Here is a 21,473-nt window from a genome sequence, read left to right as displayed (position 1 = left end):
AGACCGCCTGGCAGGCTTTTTTATGTCTTTATTTAAGAGACCGTGACATGACCGGATTGCAGTTGATACATCTTCTTATACAGACCATCTTGTGCGATCAATTCTTGGTGATTTCCTTGCTCGATCACTTCCCCTTGATGCAATACAAGAATCAAATCTGCATCTTGAATCGTCGATAGACGATGGGCAATAGCAATCGTCGTCCGCCCTTGACGCATCCGTTCAAGTGCGACTTGTACTTTCTCCTCTGCCTCCGTATCAATCGAACTGGTTGCTTCATCAAGAATCAGGATTTTCGGATCCCGCGCCATCGTGCGTGCGAAGGAGATCAACTGACGTTCCCCAGCTGAGAACGTCGCCCCCCGTTCCGCAACGGGACTGTCATATTGCTGGTCGAGTTGATTGATGAATCCGTCCGCTTGTACAAATTTAGCAGCTGCTTCGACACGATCAAAGGAAATCGAACTATCGAATAATCGAATGTTATCCGCGACCGTTCCCGTGAACAAGAATGAATCCTGCAACACGAGTCCGACATGCTGTCGTAGTTCTTCTTCTGATAACTGCTCAAGCGGTTGACCATCGATCAAGATCCGACCCGATTGGTACGCGTAAAAACGCATCAAGATATTGATGATTGAACTTTTCCCGCTTCCCGTATGACCAACGAGCGCAATCGTCTGTCCTTTTTTCGCCTCGAACGAAATCCCTTTCAAGACATCCTTCTCTCCGTCATAACTAAAGCGCACGTCTTCAAAGACGATATGTCCTTCCGACACTCGTGCATCCCCTTCGAGTTGTTTCGTTGGTTCTGGCTCATCCGTATCGAGGACCTTGAATACACGGTCTGCTGAGACGACAGCTTGCTGGAACTCGGACAACCGTTGCATGATTTGCTGAACCGGTTGGAAGATCCGCTCCATGTAGCTGATGAAGGCATAGACGACACCGACTTGGACCGTTTGTGAGAACGATAGGACACCGAAATACGTTACGAGTGTCGCAATTGAAATGGCGAGTAACAGTTCAATGATTGGTCGCAGTAACCAACTATCGAGCTTCAAGTTCTTATAACGGCCATTCTGGTGGGCGACGTTCGTCTCCTCGAACTCTGCCATCAAGCGTTTTTCTTGGCGGAATTGTTGAATGATCGCCATACCGTTGATGGATTCGTTCAGTTGGGCATTGATTTTCGATAGTAAATCGCGGACTTCCGCGTAATACTTCGTCGAATACTTTCGGTAAATCCAAATGATGAAATAAAACAATGGTAACAACAGTAATGCAATCGTCGCGAGTCGCGGCTCTAGTAGATAAAGGAAGATATATGTTCCAATCAACTGAACGCCGCTTTGCACGAATGTCGACAGGACACCGATGTAGAGCTCCTTGATCGCTTCCGTATCGTTCGTGATCCGGGATACGAGCACTCCAGCAGGCGTCCGGTCAAAATAGGCAAGCCGTAAGTGCATGACGTGCCGGAACACATCAATGCGTAAGCGTTGAATGACTTGCAAGGCAATCTTTTGGAATTCGAACGCCTGCAAGTAATCAACGATGATCCCTGTCGTATGCAGTAACAAGTACGCTGTAAACAAAAGTGCGACTTCCTGCACCGGATACGTCCCCGGTGCGACGTATTCATCAATGAAAATCTTGACGAGATACGGTCCCCCGAGTTTTGCCGCTGTCGTAATGAACAGCAGGATGAAGGCGATGCTGACCTGCTTTTTGAACGGTTTGACGAAATCAAGCAATCGTTTCAGGACGGCTTTTTCATTGATATCATGATTCATTCGGAACGCCCTCCTTGTTCGACAAGTGATTCTAGTTGCTGGCGATCGTACGTCTCTTTATACCAACCGTCATGAGCGAGTAACTGCTCATGCGTGCCTCGTTCGATGATCCGACCGTCTTCAAGGACGATGATCTCATCGGTATGCGACACAGCCGACAGGCGATGGGCAACGATGATTTGTGCCTGATCGTGATCCGCTGTGCGGAAGTGATGGATGATCGCTTCCTCGGTTTTAGCATCGACTGCAGACAAGGCATCATCGAGCACTAAAATCGGACAGTCTGCTAGTAATGCCCGGGCAATCGAGATCCGTTGTTTTTGACCGCCGGATAACGTCACCCCACGCTCCCCGACCATCGTCGCGTACCCTTCCTTAAACCCAAGAATATCATCATGAACCGCTGCGATCCGCGCTGCTTCCATGATGTCTTCCATTGATGCCTCCGGTTTGGCAAAGGCAATATTATCAGCAATCGACGCGGAGAATAAGAAATGATCCTGTGGAACGATCGCTACTTGACGACGGACGGTATCACGCGTCAATTGTTTGATGTCTCGTCCACCAATCGTGATGGCGCCTTGTTTGACGTCGTATTCGCGAGACAATAAGCGAACGAACGTCGATTTCCCGGCACCCGTCTTCCCGACGATTCCAAGCGATTTACCGGGCTTCAACGTCACATCGATCTCTTGAAGGACCGGTTGCGTGTCATAGATGAATCGTTTAATCCCGACATGAAGTTCTGATGATGAGACACTCGTTGCTGCTTCCTTCGCATCTTTAATTTCTGGTTCGATCGCAAGCATCCGTTCGATCCGGTCATAGGAAGCACGACCCCGTTCAACGATGTTGAACAACCAACCGAAGGCGAGCATTGGCCACGTCAATAAACCAAGATATGTAGTGAAGGAAACGATATCACCAATCCGGATTTCGCCTTGTCGTAACAAGTAGGCGCCATAGCCGACCGCGATGATATACGATAGACCGACTAATCCAAAAATCGTCGGATCAAACAGTGCATCAATTTTCGCCACACGACGATTCTTTTGAACGACGTCATCAGACAGATCGGTAAACGTCTGCACGTCGGATTCGACTTCCCCTGTTGCTTTTAAGACACGGATACCACTGATGCTCTCCGCGACCTTATCGTTCAAATCAGAGAACGCTTCTTGCGCGTCATGAAAACGGGAATGTAACATCTTACCGTAGCGTGACGTCAAATAGACCATCAGTGGCATCGGTAGAAGTGATACGAGCGTCAATTTCCAACTAATCGTCGTGACCATCGTGATGATGACGAAGCTCCCCATCGTCACCGAGTCGACGAGCGTTAGAATACCGGCACCTGCTGTCATCGATACCGCCTGTACGTCGTTCGTCGCATGCGCCATCAAATCCCCGCTCCGATATTTCTTATAGAACGATTGATCCAAATCTGAAAAATGACCATACAGTTGACTGCGTAACAATCGACCGAGACGAATCGATGCCCCAAAGATATGAAAACGCCAAAAATAACGAATGAAATACGTCGCGACCCCGATGAGCAACAATGTACCTGCGAGACGAATCAAATCATTCTTCGTCAAGCTCCCCTCACTTAGACCATTGACTGTCGTCCCGATGATCTTCGGTGGAATGAGTTCTAACGCTGCTACAAATATCAAGCAGACGACCCCAAGACTATATGCTTTCCATTCTCGTCGGAAAAACCAACCGAGTTTCCTGAAGACTCCCATTCAAGTCTCCCCCCTTTTTTAAATCCTATGATTATTTGAAATAGTCTCACATTTTAGATTAGTTCTCTTTCTAAAAAATAGCAAACAAAAAGGAGACCATTTGGTCCCCTCTCGTACAGCTTATTTTTTAGGTGATTTCATTGAACCACTCATTGAACGCATCACTTGGTTGACTTTCTTTTGTGATGGCTTTTGACCCATTTGCATCATCAATGTCTTAATCATATCTTCGTTGATTGGTGGGTTTTGCTCCAAGTAGTTCATCATGTATCGACGAGCGATATAGAAACCAAGGGCGACACCTGCTACCAAGCAAAGAAGGGCAATTAAAATCCAAATCCATGTAGCCAAGTTGCTTCCTCCTCTAACTTAAAACGTCGCTTTTTACTATACTATAATTCCAATTGTTTGCATAGATGATAATAGATGAAAAACGAGCCCGACGTAAGATCGGACCCGTTTTCCGGAAGTGATTATCCGAGTTGCTTGACTGTCGCTAAAACGTTCTCAACAGACATGCCGTATTCTTTCAAGAGGAAGTCTCCAGGAGCAGATGCGCCGAAACGATCGATTCCGATGACTTGTCCTTCTGTTCCTACATATTTGTACCAACCGAGCGAAGCGCCTGCTTCGATCGCGACACGTTTCGTGATGTGTTTCGGAAGAACTGATTCTTTGTACTCTGCTGACTGTGCTTCGAATACTTCCCATGATGGAAGCGAAACGACAGCTGCTGATTCACCAAGTTCTTTTTGTGCTTCGACAAGAAGATGAACTTCTGAACCTGTACCGAGCAAGAGCGTGTCTGCTTTCGTGACGTCACCAGCGATGACATAACCGCCTTTTTCAGCGCCTTCTGTCGTCGTGCCTTCAAGCTCTGGAAGACCTTGACGTGTCAAGACGAGAAGTGTCGGTTTGTCTTTTGCTTGAACCGCTGTTTTCCATGCAGCAATCGTCTCTTTTCCGTCTGCTGGGCGGTAAACTGTAACGTTAGGCATTGCACGGAAACTCATCAAGTGTTCGACTGGCTCGTGTGTTGGACCATCTTCACCAACAGCGATTGAGTCATGCGTCAAGACGAAGATAGATGGAAGCCCCATTAATGCTGCAAGACGAACTGCTGGACGGAGGTAATCCGAGAAGACGAAGAATGTCGCGCCGTAAGGAATGACGCCACCGTGAAGCGCCATACCGTTGACAGCCGCAGCCATTGCGAATTCACGTACTCCGAACCAGATGTTACGACCGCTTGGGTCGATATCGAAGTCTGCTTCGCCTTTGAGCATCGTGTTGTTCGATCCTGCAAGGTCAGCTGAACCACCAAACAATGTCGGAACGTTCTTCGCGAGACCATTCAAGACTTCACCACTCGTTTGGCGTGTCGCTTTTTTCGATGACAAGTCGTATGTCGGAAGATCTGCTTCCCAGTTGCTTGGCAATTCGTTTGCGATTGCGCGAACGAGTTCAGCATGCAATTCTGGATGCGCTGCTTCGTATTGTTTCATCGTCTCGTTCCATGCGTCTTCTGCAGAAGCACCACGTTGGACGATCCGCTCGTCAAACAATGACTTAACTTCTTCAGGCACGTAGAACTCTTCGTGATCCCAAACGTAGCTTGCTTTCGTTAATTTGATTTCCGCTTCACCGAGTGGTGCACCGTGAGAAGCCGATTTCCCTGACTTGTTCGGTGAACCGAAGCCGATGACTGTCTTGACTTCGATCAACGTTGGTTTTGTCGTCTCTGCTTGTGCCGCCGCGATCGCTTTCGAAATCGAATCGATATCCGTTCCGTCTTCTACGCGAATGACTTGCCAGTTGTACGCTTCGAAGCGCTTCTGGACGTTTTCAGAGAATGATTTATCGAGATCGCCGTCAAGTGAGATATCGTTTGAATCGTACAATACGACCAATTTCCCGAGACCAAGGTGACCTGCGAGTGAAGCCGCCTCAGCTGAGACACCTTCCATTAAGTCTCCATCTCCACAAATTCCGTATGTGAAGTGATCGACGACGTTGAGATCGTCACGGTTGTATTTTGCTTCAAGATGACGTTCTGCCATCGCCATACCAACTGCCATTGCAATCCCTTGACCAAGTGGACCTGTTGTCGCATCTACACCAGCCGTGTGACGGTATTCCGGGTGACCTGGTGTTTTTGATCCCCATTGACGGAATGATTTAAGATCATCCATTGATAGATCATATCCCGATAGGTGGAGGAGTGAGTAGAGAAGCATCGAACCGTGTCCGGCTGAAAGTACAAAACGGTCGCGGTTGAACCATTCTGGATTTTTAGGGTTGTGGTTCATATGATCCGCCCAAAGCGAGAATGCCATCGGCGCTGCTCCCATTGGCATACCTGGGTGACCCGAATTCGCCTTTTGTACGGCATCAATCGATAAGGTACGAATCGTATTAATTGCTAATTGTTCTACTGTCGTCATGTTCGTCAAAACAATCATCCTCTCTCTTTTTCACAAATTCCTACTCATTTTAGCACACTCTTAAATGTGATACAACTTTTCTAAATAGTATGTCACATTAAAATGAATGCGCTATCTATAGCCGTTCTATCGACTCATACAGGATGCATGAATTGATGAAAGATCGTTATTAAGATGTATTGCTATCGTGCAATGTTTCCTCATCTAACAGCGCTAAACAAAAAAGAGGTCCGCTTAACGCGAAACCTCTTTCTTCTATAGAAGGAACAAACGATTATTGTTTATTCCGTTCTTCTTCTTGTGCTTGTTTCAATTTCTCTGGTGTTACGTCCGTTCCTTCTTCATCGACGATTTTCATGCCCATGAGTTGGTTTTTGAACGATCCACGGAATGCTGCGAGATACGCTGCACGTAATTCTTTTTGCTCTGCCGTTTCCGCTTCTGATAACGGCTCGACTTTTGATTTATTCGCTAATGCATTGATTCGATCTAATTGTTCTTGTGATAACATGGAATCCCTCTTTCTTTATGACTCAAACTTGAGTTGTTCAATTGTATTCTTACTGTAAAAGAGCTTATAAAAAAAAGCAAGTTAACCGCGTCAGTCGACGGGTTACTTGCTTCTCATTCCGGGCTAGGTGTCAGTTCGCGGTATTCAAGATATCGACGATTGACCGTTGCTTTTGAAATATCATGCCCCATCCCCCGCAAGGTGATGGCGATATCAGAAAACGTCAATCCGAGTTCTCGAAGACGTACAATTTCTTCGATCGGTACGTCTTTTCGACTACGTCCTGCGTTCTCTCCTTGACGATTGAGATTTCGTTCCGGGCGAAAACCTTGTTCGACTGCTCGCCGCATGCCACGGGCGATTTTTGCATTATGCAGTTTCCGTTGGTATTCTTCCACGAGTGAGACGATCTCAAGGACCATCGCTTCTGCATCCGCAAGTTGATATTCTCCATCTGAATCAAGCGTCATCAAGCGGACCCCATGTTTTTTGAATGTATGCAAAATAGCGATTTTTGCATTCCCACGACCAATCCGTGTATCATCCGTCACGAGGACCGCATCTACCGCGTCACGTGTCACATGATCAAGAACCGTCAGCATCCCTTCCCGATCGACATCATATCCACTCTCTTTTTCAGAGACGATGTCCACGACATCAAATCCCTTTTGAGAAGCAACCTTCGAAAGCTCCATCCGTTGGCGTTCAATCGAACTATCTTGTGCTTCTTTTTCGGTCGATACTCGACAATAAATCACGACCTTCATCGTACCTCACATCCCTGTTCGTTCTTTCACAACTTTTCCATTTTGTCATTGTTGTGCGATTGGTACAACGATTTTGCTTTTTGAGATGACATGTTTTGTCTCGACATCATTATTTTTAATCAACCAGTTGACGTATTCCTCATCTGACATCGAACCGTCATTGTAGACTTCAGCAATTTGTTCGACTGTAGCGTTCTCATCGACCGTAACGGAAGCTGTCATTAGTTGCGCCACTTTTTCATCCGGGCGTGGTGTGAGTAAAAAGATCACGAAAGCAATACTTAATGCATAGAAGAGAATTGAAAAAGCATGAGTACGAATCGTATGAATCATCATGAATCCCTCCAAATATGAAATGAATGAGTCAGAATAAATGTTCTCGGAACAATTGTTCGCATAACTCATAATAAACACAGAACCCGTGTTCGGTCAACACAAAATATCGAACAATTGTTTGTACGCTCATTTGTTCTATGTTATAGTGAATCTAGAAACATATATTCTTACATTTCAAACTTCAATCCAGAAAGAGGTGGCAATTCGTATGCGGAAAATGTCTAAGCGCCAACAAGAGATTCTCGACTACATCGTCTCTGAAGTGAAACTGAAGGGGTATCCACCATCAGTTCGTGAAATCGGAGAAGCAGTCGGACTCGCGTCTAGCTCGACGGTACACGGTCATTTGGATCGACTCGAGAAACGGGGAATGATTCGCCGTGACCCGACGAAACCACGTGCGATTGAGATATTGCTTGATAAGCCTGAAGAAATCACGGAAGCCATCGTTCATGTTCCCGTCATCGGGAAAGTCACAGCTGGTCTTCCGATTACAGCGATTGAAAACATCGAAGAACAATTCCCGCTTCCTGCACATTATGTAGGAAACGAAACGGTCTTCATGTTGACGATCGATGGTGAATCGATGATTAACGCAGGTATTCTTGACGGCGATCGTGTCATCGTACGCCAACAAAACACAGCAGAAAACGGAGAAATCGTCGTAGCTATGACCGAAGATAGCGAAGCGACGGTGAAACGGTTCTTCTTAGAAGATCAACAGGTACGTCTACAACCAGAAAATGACTCGATGGATCCGATGTATTTCGATAATGTCTCCATTCTTGGTAAGGTAATCGGCGTGTATCGGACGATTCATTGACGGAGGGACCAGTTACGACTGGTCTTTTTTCATGCCTTCAGGAAATGTACATGATACCGTCAATACCGTCGCACTGACGGGTTACGTTGCGTATTCGGTCGCAACGCAACAAACCGATTGGTTACCGACTGCCATCGGTATCGCTGTCGGTACGCTTTGGTTGTCACCTGACCTCGATTTAAAGTCAGAACCGTATTATCGCTTTGGACCATTTCGAGTCCTGTGGATGCCTTATGTGAAGATCATGCCCCACCGCTCGATCTGGTCACACGGATTGATCATTGGGGATGTCATTCGACTCCTTTATAGTGCTGCACTTGTGATTCCCTTATTATTTCTCAGCTTGTATTTTCAAGTCATCGCGTCAGAGACCATCGATTCCTGGTTTGCTTCCCTACCCGCTTTTGTCATTGGTATCATGGTGGCGAGTACAATTCATATCCTACTAGATTATTCCAGTAGTTGGTTTCGACCTAAAAAAAGAAAAAAGCGTCGTCGTTAACACCTCTTTTGCTTGCTTGCAGGCAAGACGAGGTGTTTTCCTATCCAATTTTTCGTATCTTTAAACATTAAAATAAAAAATTTCCATTCCTATATTTCAATTATATGTATTGAAAACGTTATCAAATCGGAGTAATTTAAAGTAGAAAGACCATTATTTGCTTTAATCCAAAGGGAGGGGTTTTGCATGAATAACTTTGTACTAGAAATGATCGGTACGATGATCCTCATTCTGCTCGGGGATGGTGTCGTCGCCGGTGTCGTCTTGAGAAAGACGAAGTCCGAAAACAGCGGATGGATTGTCATCACGTTCGCTTGGGGTCTTGCCGTCATGACAGGAGCATTCGTCGCTGCTGAGAGTGGAGCGCACTTGAACCCTGCTTTAACAATTGCACTTGCTTTAAACTCTGATTTACCGTGGGCAGACGTTCCTGTCTATATTGCCGGACAACTTGTCGGAGCTTTCATCGGCGCCATTCTCGTTTGGCTTCATTACATGAAACATTTTGAAGCGACTGATGATCAAGCTGCAAAACTCGGTGTGTTCGCAACAGGTCCAGCGATTCGCCATACGCCGTCGAACTTGATTTCTGAAATCATCGGGACATTCGTTCTCGTCTTCGGTATCTTGGCGCTCGGTTTAACGACATTCGGTGACGGCTTAAAACCACTTATCGTCGGTTTACTCGTCGTCGTCATCGGTCTATCACTTGGTGGTACAACAGGATATGCCATCAACCCGGCCCGTGACCTTGGACCGCGTATCGCACACGCTATCCTACCGATTCCGAATAAAGGTTCATCTGACTGGGGCTACTCATGGATTCCAGTCGTCGGTCCAATCATCGGTGGAGCGCTTGCCGTGTTCATCTATCAATTGATCTACTAAGATCACGTCTCACTAACACATACCGCTCAAGGGGGATTTCGAAATGGAAAACAAGTATATCCTAGCACTCGACCAAGGTACGACAAGCTCACGTGCGATCATCTTCGATCACGACGGGAAAATCGTCAACTCGGCACAACGGGAATTCAAGCAATACTTCCCACAACCAGGCTGGGTCGAGCATGATGCAAACGAAATCTGGGGTTCAATTCTTGCTGTCATGGCAGAAGCACTCGGAACTGCAGATATCAAACCTGAGCAAATCGCCGGAATCGGAATCACGAACCAACGTGAAACGACAGTCGTCTGGAACAAAGAAACAGGTAAACCGGTTTATCACGCACTCGTTTGGCAATCGCGTCAAACGTCTGGTATCTGTGACGACTTAAAAGAACAAGGCTTGAACCAGAAGTTCCGTGATAAAACAGGACTTCTGATTGATGCCTACTTCTCTGGTACGAAAGTCAAATGGATCCTTGATAATGTCGAAGGTGCGCGTGAGCAAGCAGAGAACGGTGAATTACTCTTCGGTACGATCGATACGTGGCTCGTTTGGAAACTGTCTGGTGGAAAAACGCATATCACGGATTACACGAACGCTTCACGAACATTGATGTATAACATCTACGAACAAAAATGGGATGAAGAGTTACTCGATATCCTCGGTGTTCCTGCTTCGATGTTGCCAGAAGTTCGTCAGTCGAGTGAAGTCTACGACAAAACGGTACCGTATCACTTCTTCGGTTACGAAGTGCCAATCGCCGGGATCGCTGGTGACCAACAAGCCGCACTCTTCGGTCAAACATGCTTTGAAGCGGGTGAAGGGAAAAACACATACGGTACTGGTTGTTTCATGCTCATGAACACGGGTGAGAAAGCCGTTTCTTCTGACCATGGACTCCTGACGACGATTGCTTGGGGCGTTGATGGAAAAGTCGAATATGCGCTTGAGGGTTCTATCTTCGTCGCTGGTTCTGCGATTCAGTGGCTCCGTGATGGACTCCGTATGTTGAAACACGCGAAAGATTCAGAAGGTTACGCAACGAAAGTCGACTCAACAGACGGCGTCTACGTCGTTCCTGCCTTCGTTGGTCTCGGCGCGCCGTACTGGGATTCAGATGTTCGTGGAGCAATCTTCGGATTAACACGCGGAACTGATAAGGAGCACTTCGTTCGGGCAACGCTTGAATCACTTGCTTACCAAACACGCGACGTATTGACAGCAATGGAACAAGATTCTGGAATCGAACTGAAAACACTTCGTGTCGACGGTGGTGCTGTAGCCAATAACTTCTTGATGCAGTTCCAATCGGACATCCTCGGCGTTCCTGTCGATCGTCCAGAAATCAACGAAACGACAGCACTCGGTGCAGCCTACCTTGCTGGATTAGCCGTCGGTTACTGGAAAGATAAAGCGGAAATCAAACAACAATGGAAGCTCGATCATCAGTTTAAACCAGAGATGAAAGAAGACGATCGTGAACAACGCTATGCTGGATGGCAAAAAGCAGTGGAAGCGACAATGGTCTTTAAACCATCGAAATAAGTTAATTAATAACCCGATCCCTTTTACAGAGGGACCGGGTTTTTGATATCTTATAGAAAATATAGCGTGAGGTGCCTCATGAATACCATTTATTCTGATCAACAGCTAAAAGAGCACATTTTGGCCGCACTAGATGGCAACATCACACATGAAGAATTGGCAGATTGGTGTTACCGGTATATGATTGACGTCTACCATAATGATTACTATCATCTTGCAACTGACGGACGTGGAACTTATCCATTAAGTGAACAAGCGACTGAAGTAGCAAACGATATCGATGCACAATGGGATATGTATCTTGCTAACAGTTATACTCTAAATGAATTACAGACCATTGATTTAGCTACAATTCATTTGCCTAGAGAGTGGTTAGAAAAATGGCTCCAGTCGTTTTGATTCATGAGACTCTCTACCAAGTTTTAATATGAATAGAAGTAATTGAAATAAATCCCCCTCGCCTATTCGCGATGGGGGATTTATTACTTATTTGCCAAACTCATTTTTTAATCCGTCTTCAATCTCATCGACGGATTTCGACTGTCCACTTAAAACAGCTGCTAGAAAAGCACCTTCGACGAGTGGTGCGTCGATAAAACGTACCGTCCGTTCGCCACTGTATAATTCAAGTGCTAATTCCGTGTTCATCGTCGCAGAACCGATATCCGTTAAGACGACTCCATCGTCGTCTAGTGTATTCAGTGTTTCTTCGATTCGTGTCGCGTCTGTTCCAATGCTACCATCTTCAAGACCGGCTGCTACTAAGACTGGCGTATCCGGTGCCATCTCTGCCAACAGTTCTTTCAGCCCAGCCGCGAGTTTTTCACTATGAGAAACGAGTACAAGATTAACCATGAAGCACCTCCGCGATTTCGCCGAGTAGCAAAGCACTCGATAAACTACCTGGGTCCTGGACGCCTTCCGTCGCTTCACCGAAGTAGGACGCGCGCCCTTTCGTTGCGATACGCGCTTTTGTATCAGCAAGTGCTTGATCGATTGCCGCTTTCAAGTCCCCTTCTTGCGAGAGCGCTTCTTGGAACGGTGTCCAGATATCGACCATCGTCTTTTGACCGAATTCTGACTTTCCGCGCGACTTGATCCCTTCCGTCGCTTCGCGGAAAGCGTCTGCAAGCTCTGCACCTTCGACTTCTGTTTTCCCTTTGAATGCACCGGCGAACTTAACGAATGCTGTCCCGTATAAAGGACCGGATGCCCCACCAATCGTTTTGATCAGCGTCATCCCGACTTCTTTGGATAAAGCTCCTAAATCCTCATATTCGCCGTGTTCTTCTAGCGTCTTCTGGACTGCTTGGAAGCCACGCGACATGTTAATTCCATGATCTCCATCACCAATTTCCCGGTCAAGGTCCGTCAATTCATCCTTATGCTGTTCGATCTGTTCCGCTGCTTTGAGGAGCGCGCTTTGCAACTGTTCCGTCGTCAACTTCATGTTTTTACACCCCGTTTATTTGAATTAGAATCCAATCGCTTTCGTTTCTGCATCGAGATATCCGAGCAGTTCATCATCCACTGGTAAGAGCGTGATTGAGAACCCGTGCATCTCAAGCGATGTCATATAGTTTCCAACGAATGAGCGGGCAATCTCGTAACCATGCGCCTCAAGTTCTTCCGCGACATATTTATACGTGATGTACAGTTCGGATTCTGGTGTTCCGCCCATCCCATTCACCATGACGGCGACTTTTTTGTCTGGTACTTCTTTCGTCAAACGATCGAGCAACTCTTTGACGATCGCATCAACGGAAGCGACTGCTTTTCGTTCAAGTCCTTTTTCACCGTGGATCCCGATTCCGATCTCCATCTCGTCATCATGCAACTCAAAGCCTGGCTTTCCGCTCTCCGGCATGTAACATGGTGAGAGTGCCATTCCGATCGAACGAACGCCCTTGATGACTTTTTCCGCAACTGCTTTGACTTCACTTAGTGATTTTCCTTCTGCCGCTGCAGCACCGGCAATCTTATGGACGAAGACAGTTCCCGCGACCCCACGACGATCCTCTTCCTTTTTGATCGCGATGTCATCATTGACGACGACCGTATCGACTTCGATATCCTCGAGTTCAGCAAGTTCCTTCGCCATATCGAAGTTCATGACGTCACCTGAATAGTTCTTGACGACGAGTAGGACACCTTTTCCCCCATGAGCTGCCTTGATACCTTCAAGCACCATGTCGGGTGTCGGTGAAGTGAACACTTCCCCACAAACAGCCGCAGCAAGCATACCGTCCCCGACGAATCCAGCGTGTGCCGGTTCGTGACCGCTTCCCCCACCAGAAACAAGACCGACTTTTCCGTCCAGTGGTACTTTCCGTGCAACGACGTTAACACCTTCGACTTTTTTATACAAATCAGGGTGAGCAAGTACGAGTCCGTCGACCATGTCTGAAACGAACCGGTTCGAATCTTTCATTAATTTGTGCATGAAAAACGCTCCTTTACCTAACTGATTTTGCCGTACCACTTACTCTTTACCACCAAATCAAGTCGAGTATGTCGAAAAAAACGATGAAAATATTGACCAGTTAGTGACGATATTCCACATGAATGCTATGCTCTTAAAAAAGAGGAGGAATCGAATGTCATCAGCCTTTCAAGCAGGTGTCCGCGCCTGTCTACCCACCGTCCTTGGCTATATCGGCATCGGCTTTTCCGCAGGGATCGTCGGTCGTGCCTCCGGCTTATCCCCTCTTGAAGTCGGATTCATGTCCGTCTTCATCTATGCCGGCGCCGCTCAATTCATCATCACGAGTCTCTTGCTGTTGAATAGTCCCGCCTCTGCCATCATTCTGACGACATTCATCGTCAATCTCAGGCACTTGTTAATGAGTCTGACGCTCGCTCCGCACGTCGAGACACGCCACCTTCGTGATCGACTCGGTACTGGGACGTTACTGACGGATGAATCGTTCGCTGTCGCAATGAATACTGCGCAAAAAGGGAAGATCTCACCGTCCTTCATGCATGGCTTAAATCTGACCGCGTATCTTAGCTGGATTATCGCAACCGTTCTCGGTGCACTTGTCGGTAGCTGGTTTCCTGATCCCGAGCGCTTCGGTCTCGACTTTGCTCTGACGGCGATGTTCATCGGTTTATTGTACTTACAATTTGAAGGAGAACGTACCCGCATTGCCGTGAATAGTTGCCTCTTATTGATCGTCTTACTTTTGCTTTACATCACCATGCGCTACTTTTCTGCGGAAGTCGCCGTTCTTTGCGCGACACTCGGTGGCGCTAGTATAGGAGTCGTGATCACACGATGGAAATCCGCCCAGAATTAATCGGTCTCTTTTTAGCTTGTGGACTCGTCACTTGGATTCCACGTATCTTACCGTTTCTCGTCCTTCATGGACTGACGTTACCGCGCCTTGTAACGGAATGGCTCTCGTTCATTCCCGTCTGCCTGCTTGGCGCCCTCTTCTTTCAAAATTTACTTATCGCGCAAGACAACGCGTTCCCGACGATTTCGACGCTTCATGTCTTCGCCGCCCTACCGACGATGGCAGTCGCGATTTTCAGTAAAAGTCTTTCTTGGACGGTCATCACCGGTGTCGTCACGATGGCGTTTCTACGGATTTATCTGTAAGCAAGTTATTCATCTTTAACATATTTCGGTAAATATTTTATGTTATCCTTAAAATGGAAATACATAGATAGTGAAGGAGGTGCTGATGTGCCGAACAAGTGGCTAATACCCTTTTTAATTTTATCGTGCGCTAGTTTTCTACTTGTGAATCAAATGGATCTACCTTATATGCTAAAACAAGGACTGGTCGTGTTGTACATCATCGCCTATTTCGGTGCGATGGTTGTTTCTCGCAAAATGAAAGTCAGAGATCACAAACAATGACTCGAAAAAATCTCCTCTAGTCTTGAGAGACCGGAGGAGATTTTTATGATCACGTATTTGCTTGTACGTCCTGATAATCCGATTGATGTTCGAACTCTTTTTTCGCAAACGGACATAACGGCAGTAGCTTGACGTTTGCTTCCCGTGCCCAGTTGACGATCTCGGCAACAAGTTGTTCCCCAATCTGTTGGTTCCGGTGCGCGGGATCAACATACGTGTGATCGATGATCCACATGCCGTTGTTCGTATCGCTGTAAGTGATTTCTCCAATCACTTCACCTTCCTGATGGGCTTCGATTTTACGTTCCGCTCGTTTCAGCTCCATTTGCTTCCCTCCGTTCGTAAGATAAGGCGCCGCTTGGACAACCATCGACGACGTGCATGACGTCTTCCACCGGCGCCCCGTCCGCTTCAATCCAAGGACGCCGTTTGACATCAAAGACGGTCGGTAGACTTCGTACACAATGACCGGAATGAATGCAGACTTCCGAATCAAAATAGACCGTGATCTCTTTGCCTTCATATCCTTTTTTCATGATATATCGTCTCCCTTTCTTTGTACTCTTGTATCTTTCCATATCCTTGACTCAATCCCTGTCGACGACATGAAAAAAGCACTTCCAGACAAAAGTCCAGAAGTGCTTGAGTTGGATTAGAACAAGACCATGTACTGATCGCGTTCCCATTCCGTGACTTGCGTCCGGAACATATCCCATTCGATTTCTTTCAATTCAACGAAGTGCTCTGCGATGTGATCGCCGAGAGCGTGCATGACGACGTCATCCGCTTTCAAGACTTCGAGTGCGTGGCTGAGTGTTGATGGAAGATCATCGATTCCGTTCGCAACGCGTTCCGGTTTGTCCATGACGTAGATGTTACGGTCGATTGGAGCCGGTGCTTTCAAGTTGTTCTTGATTCCATCAAGACCTGAAGCGAGCAATGTCGCAAGCGCAAGGTACGGGTTCGCTGCTGGATCGACTGAACGAACTTCGATACGAGTCGAGAGTCCACGTGCTGCAGGAACACGGACGAGTGGTGAACGGTTACGGGCTGACCATGCGACGTAGCAAGGCGCTTCGTAGCCAGGAACAAGACGTTTGTATGAGTTGACTGTCGGGTTACAAACCGCTGTGAAGGCACGTGCGTGTTTGAGGATACCTGCTGTGAAGGCACGTGCATCATCCGACAATTGCATTTCTTCGTTGCCTTCATCGAAGAAGACGTTCTCGTTGCCTTTGAAGAGCGACATGTTCGCGTGCATTCCTGATCCGTTGACTCCGAAGAGTGGTTTTGGCATGAATGTCGCGTGCAAGTTGTGCTTCGCCGCAATCGTCTTGACAACAAGTTTGAACGTTTGGATGTTATCCGCCGTCGTGATCGCATCCGCATATTTGAAGTCGATTTCGTGCTGACCTGGAGCGACTTCGTGGTGTGATGCTTCGATTTCAAAGCCCATGTTCTCGAGCTCGATGACGATTTCTTTACGGCAATTTTCACCAAGATCGACTGGTGCGAGGTCGAAGTATCCACCTTGGTCGTTCAATTCAAGTGTCGGGCGACCTTTTTCATCTTTCTTGAAGAGGAAGAATTCTGGCTCTGGTCCAACGTTGAATGATGTGAAACCGAGTTCTTCCATCTCTTTAAGTACCCGTTTGAGCTGACCACGTGGGTCTCCTGCGAACGGCGAGCCATCCGGATTATGGATGTCACAGATTAAACGTGCAACTTTCCCTGTTCCATCTTCTGTCCATGGGAAGACGACCCATGTGTTTAAGTCTGGGAAGAGATACATATCTGATTCTTCGATCCGGACGAATCCTTCGATCGATGAACCATCGAACATCATTTTGTTATCAAGTGCTTTTTCCAATTGGCTTACTGGAATTTCAACGTTCTTGATCGTTCCGAGGATATCTGTGAACTGTAAGCGAATGAAGCGTACATCCTCAGCTTTAGCGATTTTCAAAATGTCTTCTCGTGTAATGTTGCGACGTGTCATGTGACAAATCCCCTCTCCGATTCGTTTTTATATGGTTACAGGTCCTTACTTGAAGAAACGCCCGAGCTCACCTTGGATGAGCGACGTCTTTCCATGTCGTCCTGCTTCCTTCAATTCATTTTTCAGGAGTTTATACAATTCGCCGTCAGATAGTTCCGGGCGCGTCTCGACGACGCTCTCCGCAACGCGTTCGCGTTTGACGAGATCGTTTTCAAAAATCAATTTGATCCCTGCGATATTCAGTCCCTGATCCAGGTATTCCTTAATCGACAACAGGCGATCGACATCGTTGAACGAATAGAGGCGACGCTTCGTCTCTGTCCGCTCCGGCTTAATCAGTCCCTGTTCTTCGTAATATCGGATCTGGCGGGCAGATAACGCGGTCAACTCTTGAACGACTCCGATGGGAAATAGTGGCTTGGACTGGCGTGATGAGTCTGCCATGTGGTTCCTCCTTTTTCCTTACTCCATGAGAATAAACCTCTGTCAGGCAACTTGTCAAGCGATGTAAGAAAAGTTAACACAACTTTTTTAATCACTTTACTCGAAGTCGTTCAGAGGTCGTTTTCACGAGATATGCTAGTATTAAACGTTTTTTTCTGGAATTAATTGTTTTTCCATCAAGTGATTGACGGCTGAGATGATGGCAATCTTGACGTGGCTATACGTCAACCCACCTTGGACGTATGCGGTATAGGGCGCACGGATCGGACCATCCGCTGACAACTCGATCGATGATCCTTGTACGAATGTTCCTGCTGCCATGATGACATCGTCCGCATATCCCGGCATATAATCCGGAATCGGTAACGCATGTGCATTGACGGGTGAAGCTGCTTGAATCGCCTGACAGAAGGCAATCATCGGCTCTGGCGCATGGAACGAGACCGATTGAATCAAATCCGTCCGTTCTGCCGTATGGTGCGGTGCCGTGTCAAAGCCGAACTGACCAAGCATGCTCGACGTGAACATCGCGCCCATCAACGCTTGGCTCACCGTATGTGGTGCCATATAGAAGCCTTGGTACATATCCGGAAGTGCGGATAACGATGGACCGGCTTCGGCGCCAATCCCTGGTGTCGTCATCCGGAATGACGCTCGTTCAATCAAATCCGTTCGACCGACGAGATAACCGCCGGTCTTCGCAAGTCCACCACCCGGGTTCTTAATCAACGATCCTGCCATCAAGTCCGCCCCGACGTGTGTCGGTTCGATCGTCTCGACGAACTCACCGTAGCAGTTATCGACGAAGATCAGTACGTGCGGATGAACGGCTTTGATGGTGGCGATTGCTTCTCCGATTTCGTTGACGGGTAGACTGCGTCGTGTCGCATAGCCTTTTGAACGCTGGATCCCGACGACCTTCGTCTGCGGTGTGATTCGTTCGAGAACAGCCGGTACGTCGATCGTCTCAGCGTTTTTCATCTCGACGACATCATACTGGACGCCCAGTTCCTTTAATGAACCGCGTCCGTCACCACGAATTCCGACGATTTCTTCAAGCGTGTCGTATGGTTTTCCTGTGATATAAAGCAATTCATCGCCTGGCAATAACAAACCGAACAACGCGATACCGATTGCATGGGTGCCGCTGATGATTTGCGGACGACAAAGACCGGCTTCCGCACCGAAGACATCGGCATAGATCCGTTCGAGCGTATCGCGTCCTTCATCGTTGTAGCCATAGCCTGTTGACGGCATGAAGTGAAAATCACTGACCTTGTGACGTCGGAACGCATCGAGGACGCGGAATTGATTGTATTCCGCGACCTCTTGCGCTTTCTTGACGTACGGGGCGATCTGTTCCTCCGCCCGATCAATGAGCGGACGGAGCGTTTCGTAATGGGTTAATTCTGAAAACATGTTTACACCTCGTATTGTTTCAATGTCGCGTATAGACGCGTATCTTTACGCAAGTAACCTTTTAGAATGACGGAACCATCTTCTTCGAACGATTCCTTCAAATTCATCATGACTTCCTTCGCCGGATTGTAATGGGCAAATCCGTCAACTGGAATGCGAATCTCGAGATACTCGAGGATTTCGCTGATTGACCGTTCGATCTCTTCGATCAAGCGCTCGATATCCTGCGGGTCAAGCGCAGAAATCAGCAGTTTTCCACCTGTGAACAAGCGGTTCAATTGATCCTTCTTGTTGTAGACTTCCAGTTGCGGAATGTCACCGGCACCGAGTTCATCGAGGACATCGTTCGTCGTCTGCATCTGATTCAAGTAATGCTCACTCGACGCATCAACGACATGGAGGATCAAGTCGGCTTCCAGCACTTCCTCAAGGGTCGAGCGGAACGCCGCGATCAACTTCGTCGGGAGATCTTGAATGAAACCGACCGTATCCGTTAGGAGGATTTGACCACCTTCCGGCAAATCGACTTGACGTGTCAACGGATCGAGCGTCGCGAACAGCTCATCCTTCTCGTATGTGTCGGCTTGTGTCAACCGGTTGAAGATCGTTGATTTACCGGCATTCGTATAACCGACGAGCGCGATTTGGAATGTCTGGTTCTCTTTGCGACGTTCCCGGTAACGGGCACGGTGCGCGACGGATGTCTCGAGTTGTTTCGAGATCTCATCAACGCGACGCCGGATATGACGGCGGTCCGTCTCAAGTTTCGACTCACCTGGTCCACGTGTCCCGATTCCGCCACCAAGACGTGACAGTTGTGTACCCTGCCCGGCTAGGCGTGGTAACAGATAACTCATCTGTGCCAGTTCGACCTGTAACTTCCCTTCGCGCGACTGGGCACGACCAGCAAAGATATCGAGGATCAACTGCGTCCGGTCAATCAATTTGATGGCTTCCGGGTCCGATAAGGCGATCCGGATATTCTTCATCTGACCGGGCGTGACCTCGGCATTGAATATGATTAAATCAGGTTCAAGTTCGTCTGCTAACGCAACGAGTTCCTCAACCTTTCCTTTTCCGATGAACGTACGGCGGTCAATTGCTTGTCGTTTTTGATCCAAACGACCGACGACGACACCATGCGCAGTCGTTACGAGTGCTTCGAGCTCCGCGACCGATTCTTCATAGACATGATCCGGGACACCGGGGAGCTGGCAACCAACGACGATGACGCGTTCTGACATAATATCATTCCTTTCACGAGTAAAGACGTACTGCGCCCCTTATCATACCACAGCCACCGGTTCGTCTGAACTTTTTTGGACAGGAAACATCCGTTCGGTTTATGATGGAAGAAACACCATTACGAAAGGGAGGAAAACGATGGCACGCGAACAGTCGTATACGCTTCCAGAGTTCATTGAACGCTACCTGTTTTATCTAACGACAAGTGGACGGCAACTTTCGACCGTCCGACGCTATCGCTATGATCTCATCGAAGTCCATCGCTATATGACCGATGTCGACCAACCACTCGAGACGATCGACGATTTCAAGGCGATTTCAATCGAGACGTGGAAGACGTTCATCAATGAGTACTTGATCGAAGAGAAACTCTACCAGCAAGCGACGGTCGCTCGAATCGTCACCGTCATCAATCAAGTCAATTACCAGATTCGGCAAACGAAAGCGAAGCTGATCGAATACGCACAACCGACGCACGAATTAACGGCAAAACACGTCGCTTCCTTCAAGGAATACGAGCAATTGGTGCGGACGAATCAATCTGATCGCGGCTTGACGGAACATCAATTGAAGGCACGTCCGTTTTTAATCGATCGAAACGAACTGATCCTTCGATTGTTTTATCGCTACGGCTTACGTGTTCATCATATCATTGGTTTGAAGATGCATGACCTCAATTTCGCCCAGCAAGAGATGACCGTCCACGATCGACTCGGCAACCGCTACCTGCTCCATCTCGAGCGGGAAGATCAAGATATCATGTTGCGTTACTTGAAGACGATTCCGGAGCCGGTCCGTCCTCGTTATCACAGTACCGACCCTTTTTTCGTCGCGTTCGACTTCGCCCGGATGACATTCCGCTGGGTTTACAGTAAGAATGCACCGAAGCAATTGTCGATCGTCATGATCACGAAGATGATGCGTCAGCTGAATGAACGGTCGGATAATAAACGGATCTTGACACCGTCGATGTTACGCAACAGTTTTATCCTGAAAACATATCAGGACGAGATGACGAAGGAAGAACGTCTGCAGAAGACATGCCTCTATAAGGATGTCTCGCTCCGACGTTATGAAGAGGCGGTCGAGGAACTGACACCGTTGTTGTAAAAAATTCATTAGACTTGGAAGTGACAT

At 47.6% G+C, this 21,473-nt stretch carries 24 protein-coding genes; 8 read left to right on the top strand and 16 right to left on the bottom strand.

Annotated elements, in window-relative coordinates:
- Positions 1-32: 32 nt before the first annotated feature.
- The 7 genes from MKY22_RS05990 to yneA all read right to left on the bottom strand — a co-directional run bounded on the left by MKY22_RS05990 (position 33) and on the right by yneA (position 7,599).
- Positions 33-1,796 carry an ABC transporter ATP-binding protein gene (locus tag MKY22_RS05990; protein WP_341087415.1) on the bottom strand — a complete coding sequence of 588 codons (1,764 nt, stop codon included), beginning with the start codon at positions 1,794-1,796 and terminating at the stop codon, positions 33-35.
- Positions 1,793-3,544 carry an ABC transporter transmembrane domain-containing protein gene (locus tag MKY22_RS05985; protein ID WP_341087414.1) on the bottom strand — a complete coding sequence of 584 codons (1,752 nt, stop codon included), beginning with the start codon at positions 3,542-3,544 and terminating at the stop codon, positions 1,793-1,795. Before MKY22_RS05985 ends, MKY22_RS05990 begins: the two co-directional genes overlap by 4 nt.
- Positions 3,545-3,664: 120 nt before the next feature.
- Positions 3,665-3,895 carry a YneF family protein gene (locus tag MKY22_RS05980; protein WP_012370001.1) on the bottom strand — a complete coding sequence of 77 codons (231 nt, stop codon included), beginning with the start codon at positions 3,893-3,895 and terminating at the stop codon, positions 3,665-3,667.
- Between the two features lie 122 nt (positions 3,896-4,017).
- Positions 4,018-5,988, bottom strand: coding sequence for a transketolase (gene tkt, locus MKY22_RS05975; RefSeq protein ID WP_341087394.1), 1,971 nt, complete (start codon positions 5,986-5,988; stop codon positions 4,018-4,020).
- A gap of 274 nt (positions 5,989-6,262) precedes the next feature.
- On the bottom strand, positions 6,263-6,499 hold the full coding sequence (locus MKY22_RS05970) for a DUF896 domain-containing protein (RefSeq protein WP_035398122.1): 237 nt from the start codon (positions 6,497-6,499) through the stop codon (positions 6,263-6,265).
- A 113-nt stretch (positions 6,500-6,612) separates the two neighbouring features.
- Positions 6,613-7,266: a YneB family resolvase-like protein gene (locus tag MKY22_RS05965; protein WP_290776938.1), complete on the bottom strand. Its 654-nt coding sequence runs from the start codon at positions 7,264-7,266 to the stop codon at positions 6,613-6,615.
- A 45-nt stretch (positions 7,267-7,311) separates the two neighbouring features.
- Positions 7,312-7,599, bottom strand: coding sequence for a cell division suppressor protein YneA (gene yneA, locus MKY22_RS05960; RefSeq protein ID WP_023467771.1), 288 nt, complete (start codon positions 7,597-7,599; stop codon positions 7,312-7,314).
- Positions 7,600-7,810: 211 nt separating this feature from the next.
- On the opposite strand from yneA, the gene lexA reads away from it, so the two are divergent.
- The 5 genes from lexA (at position 7,811) to MKY22_RS05935 (ending at position 11,760) form a co-directional block, all read left to right on the top strand.
- A complete protein-coding gene (gene lexA / locus MKY22_RS05955; protein ID WP_023467770.1) occupies positions 7,811-8,425 on the top strand; it encodes a transcriptional repressor LexA in 615 nt (204 codons plus the stop codon).
- Positions 8,426-8,456: 31 nt separating this feature from the next.
- Positions 8,457-8,927, top strand: coding sequence for a metal-binding protein (locus MKY22_RS05950; RefSeq protein ID WP_035408706.1), 471 nt, complete (start codon positions 8,457-8,459; stop codon positions 8,925-8,927).
- A gap of 186 nt (positions 8,928-9,113) precedes the next feature.
- Entirely contained in the window at positions 9,114-9,815 is a 702-nt protein-coding gene (locus tag MKY22_RS05945) for an MIP/aquaporin family protein (protein ID WP_035408708.1), read from the top strand.
- A 43-nt stretch (positions 9,816-9,858) separates the two neighbouring features.
- Positions 9,859-11,361, top strand: a complete 1,503-nt coding sequence (glpK, locus tag MKY22_RS05940) for a glycerol kinase GlpK (protein WP_214855371.1) — start codon at positions 9,859-9,861, stop codon at positions 11,359-11,361.
- 78 nt (positions 11,362-11,439) lie between these two features.
- Positions 11,440-11,760 (top strand): hypothetical protein, encoded by a 321-nt coding sequence (locus MKY22_RS05935; RefSeq protein WP_341087391.1) that lies wholly within the window; start codon positions 11,440-11,442, stop codon positions 11,758-11,760.
- A gap of 87 nt (positions 11,761-11,847) precedes the next feature.
- Here MKY22_RS05935 and dhaM read toward each other — a convergent pair whose 3' ends face one another.
- Genes dhaM through dhaK form a run of 3 tightly spaced genes read right to left on the bottom strand, consistent with a single transcriptional unit; the run spans position 11,848 to position 13,804 of the window.
- Positions 11,848-12,216, bottom strand: coding sequence for a dihydroxyacetone kinase phosphoryl donor subunit DhaM (gene dhaM, locus MKY22_RS05930; protein ID WP_035408716.1), 369 nt, complete (start codon positions 12,214-12,216; stop codon positions 11,848-11,850).
- Positions 12,209-12,811 (bottom strand): dihydroxyacetone kinase subunit DhaL, encoded by a 603-nt coding sequence (dhaL, locus tag MKY22_RS05925; RefSeq protein ID WP_214855366.1) that lies wholly within the window; start codon positions 12,809-12,811, stop codon positions 12,209-12,211. The genes dhaM and dhaL overlap by 8 nt, the downstream gene beginning before the upstream one ends.
- Before the next feature lie 24 nt (positions 12,812-12,835).
- Positions 12,836-13,804: a dihydroxyacetone kinase subunit DhaK gene (gene dhaK, locus MKY22_RS05920; RefSeq protein WP_035408722.1), complete on the bottom strand. Its 969-nt coding sequence runs from the start codon at positions 13,802-13,804 to the stop codon at positions 12,836-12,838.
- Positions 13,805-13,958: 154 nt separating this feature from the next.
- Between dhaK and MKY22_RS05915 the strand changes: the two genes are divergently transcribed.
- Together MKY22_RS05915 and MKY22_RS05910 are read left to right on the top strand one after the other, a co-directional pair.
- A complete protein-coding gene (locus MKY22_RS05915; protein ID WP_035408725.1) occupies positions 13,959-14,660 on the top strand; it encodes an AzlC family ABC transporter permease in 702 nt (233 codons plus the stop codon).
- Complete coding sequence (locus MKY22_RS05910) at positions 14,639-14,965, top strand: AzlD domain-containing protein (RefSeq protein ID WP_035408727.1); 327 nt, start codon at positions 14,639-14,641, stop codon at positions 14,963-14,965. Before MKY22_RS05915 ends, MKY22_RS05910 begins: the two co-directional genes overlap by 22 nt.
- A 313-nt stretch (positions 14,966-15,278) precedes the next feature.
- Here MKY22_RS05910 and MKY22_RS05905 read toward each other — a convergent pair whose 3' ends face one another.
- The 6 genes from MKY22_RS05905 to hflX form a co-directional block, all read right to left on the bottom strand.
- Positions 15,279-15,554, bottom strand: a complete 276-nt coding sequence (locus MKY22_RS05905) for a GNAT family N-acetyltransferase (RefSeq protein WP_035398130.1) — start codon at positions 15,552-15,554, stop codon at positions 15,279-15,281.
- The gene (locus MKY22_RS05900) at positions 15,529-15,765 is read right to left on the bottom strand and encodes a (4Fe-4S)-binding protein (RefSeq protein ID WP_290776936.1); all 237 of its coding nucleotides are present in this window, start codon (positions 15,763-15,765) and stop codon (positions 15,529-15,531) included. Before MKY22_RS05900 ends, MKY22_RS05905 begins: the two co-directional genes overlap by 26 nt.
- A gap of 116 nt (positions 15,766-15,881) precedes the next feature.
- Entirely contained in the window at positions 15,882-17,228 is a 1,347-nt protein-coding gene (glnA, locus tag MKY22_RS05895; protein WP_056060529.1) for a type I glutamate--ammonia ligase, read from the bottom strand.
- Positions 17,229-17,273: 45 nt separating this feature from the next.
- The gene (locus MKY22_RS05890; protein WP_023467758.1) at positions 17,274-17,672 is read right to left on the bottom strand and encodes a MerR family transcriptional regulator; all 399 of its coding nucleotides are present in this window, start codon (positions 17,670-17,672) and stop codon (positions 17,274-17,276) included.
- Between the two features lie 141 nt (positions 17,673-17,813).
- Positions 17,814-19,091 carry a methionine gamma-lyase family protein gene (locus MKY22_RS05885; protein WP_029341241.1) on the bottom strand — a complete coding sequence of 426 codons (1,278 nt, stop codon included), beginning with the start codon at positions 19,089-19,091 and terminating at the stop codon, positions 17,814-17,816.
- Between the two features lie 2 nt (positions 19,092-19,093).
- On the bottom strand, positions 19,094-20,335 hold the full coding sequence (gene hflX / locus MKY22_RS05880) for a GTPase HflX (protein ID WP_034785946.1): 1,242 nt from the start codon (positions 20,333-20,335) through the stop codon (positions 19,094-19,096).
- A 139-nt stretch (positions 20,336-20,474) separates the two neighbouring features.
- Between hflX and MKY22_RS05875 the strand changes: the two genes are divergently transcribed.
- Positions 20,475-21,446, top strand: a complete 972-nt coding sequence (locus MKY22_RS05875; protein ID WP_294742434.1) for a tyrosine-type recombinase/integrase — start codon at positions 20,475-20,477, stop codon at positions 21,444-21,446.
- Positions 21,447-21,473 lie beyond the last annotated feature (27 nt).

The sequence above is a fragment of the Exiguobacterium sp. FSL W8-0210 genome (assembly GCF_038006045.1).
Classification (GTDB): domain Bacteria; phylum Bacillota; class Bacilli; order Exiguobacteriales; family Exiguobacteriaceae; genus Exiguobacterium_A.
The sequence above is the reverse complement of the archived record's forward strand: the minus strand, read 5'-3'. Positions and strand labels throughout refer to the sequence as shown.

Excerpts from the sequence above, each read along its gene's own strand:
- MKY22_RS05990 (WP_341087415.1), bottom strand. The coding sequence starts at position 1,796 with ATGAATCATGATATCAATGAAAAAGCCGTCCTGAAACGATTGCTTGAT.
- MKY22_RS05985 (WP_341087414.1), bottom strand. The coding sequence starts at position 3,544 with ATGGGAGTCTTCAGGAAACTCGGTTGGTTTTTCCGACGAGAATGGAAA.
- tkt (WP_341087394.1), bottom strand. The coding sequence starts at position 5,988 with ATGACGACAGTAGAACAATTAGCAATTAATACGATTCGTACCTTATCG.
- MKY22_RS05970 (WP_035398122.1), bottom strand. The coding sequence starts at position 6,499 with ATGTTATCACAAGAACAATTAGATCGAATCAATGCATTAGCGAATAAA.
- MKY22_RS05965 (WP_290776938.1), bottom strand. The coding sequence starts at position 7,266 with ATGAAGGTCGTGATTTATTGTCGAGTATCGACCGAAAAAGAAGCACAA.
- yneA (WP_023467771.1), bottom strand. The coding sequence starts at position 7,599 with ATGATTCATACGATTCGTACTCATGCTTTTTCAATTCTCTTCTATGCA.
- lexA (WP_023467770.1), top strand. The coding sequence starts at position 7,811 with ATGCGGAAAATGTCTAAGCGCCAACAAGAGATTCTCGACTACATCGTC.
- MKY22_RS05950 (WP_035408706.1), top strand. The coding sequence starts at position 8,457 with ATGCCTTCAGGAAATGTACATGATACCGTCAATACCGTCGCACTGACG.
- MKY22_RS05945 (WP_035408708.1), top strand. The coding sequence starts at position 9,114 with ATGAATAACTTTGTACTAGAAATGATCGGTACGATGATCCTCATTCTG.
- glpK (WP_214855371.1), top strand. The coding sequence starts at position 9,859 with ATGGAAAACAAGTATATCCTAGCACTCGACCAAGGTACGACAAGCTCA.
- MKY22_RS05935 (WP_341087391.1), top strand. The coding sequence starts at position 11,440 with ATGAATACCATTTATTCTGATCAACAGCTAAAAGAGCACATTTTGGCC.
- dhaM (WP_035408716.1), bottom strand. The coding sequence starts at position 12,216 with ATGGTTAATCTTGTACTCGTTTCTCATAGTGAAAAACTCGCGGCTGGG.
- dhaL (WP_214855366.1), bottom strand. The coding sequence starts at position 12,811 with ATGAAGTTGACGACGGAACAGTTGCAAAGCGCGCTCCTCAAAGCAGCG.
- dhaK (WP_035408722.1), bottom strand. The coding sequence starts at position 13,804 with ATGCACAAATTAATGAAAGATTCGAACCGGTTCGTTTCAGACATGGTC.
- MKY22_RS05915 (WP_035408725.1), top strand. The coding sequence starts at position 13,959 with ATGTCATCAGCCTTTCAAGCAGGTGTCCGCGCCTGTCTACCCACCGTC.
- MKY22_RS05910 (WP_035408727.1), top strand. The coding sequence starts at position 14,639 with ATGGAAATCCGCCCAGAATTAATCGGTCTCTTTTTAGCTTGTGGACTC.
- MKY22_RS05905 (WP_035398130.1), bottom strand. The coding sequence starts at position 15,554 with ATGGAGCTGAAACGAGCGGAACGTAAAATCGAAGCCCATCAGGAAGGT.
- MKY22_RS05900 (WP_290776936.1), bottom strand. The coding sequence starts at position 15,765 with ATGAAAAAAGGATATGAAGGCAAAGAGATCACGGTCTATTTTGATTCG.
- glnA (WP_056060529.1), bottom strand. The coding sequence starts at position 17,228 with ATGACACGTCGCAACATTACACGAGAAGACATTTTGAAAATCGCTAAA.
- MKY22_RS05890 (WP_023467758.1), bottom strand. The coding sequence starts at position 17,672 with ATGGCAGACTCATCACGCCAGTCCAAGCCACTATTTCCCATCGGAGTC.
- MKY22_RS05885 (WP_029341241.1), bottom strand. The coding sequence starts at position 19,091 with ATGTTTTCAGAATTAACCCATTACGAAACGCTCCGTCCGCTCATTGAT.
- hflX (WP_034785946.1), bottom strand. The coding sequence starts at position 20,335 with ATGTCAGAACGCGTCATCGTCGTTGGTTGCCAGCTCCCCGGTGTCCCG.
- MKY22_RS05875 (WP_294742434.1), top strand. The coding sequence starts at position 20,475 with ATGGCACGCGAACAGTCGTATACGCTTCCAGAGTTCATTGAACGCTAC.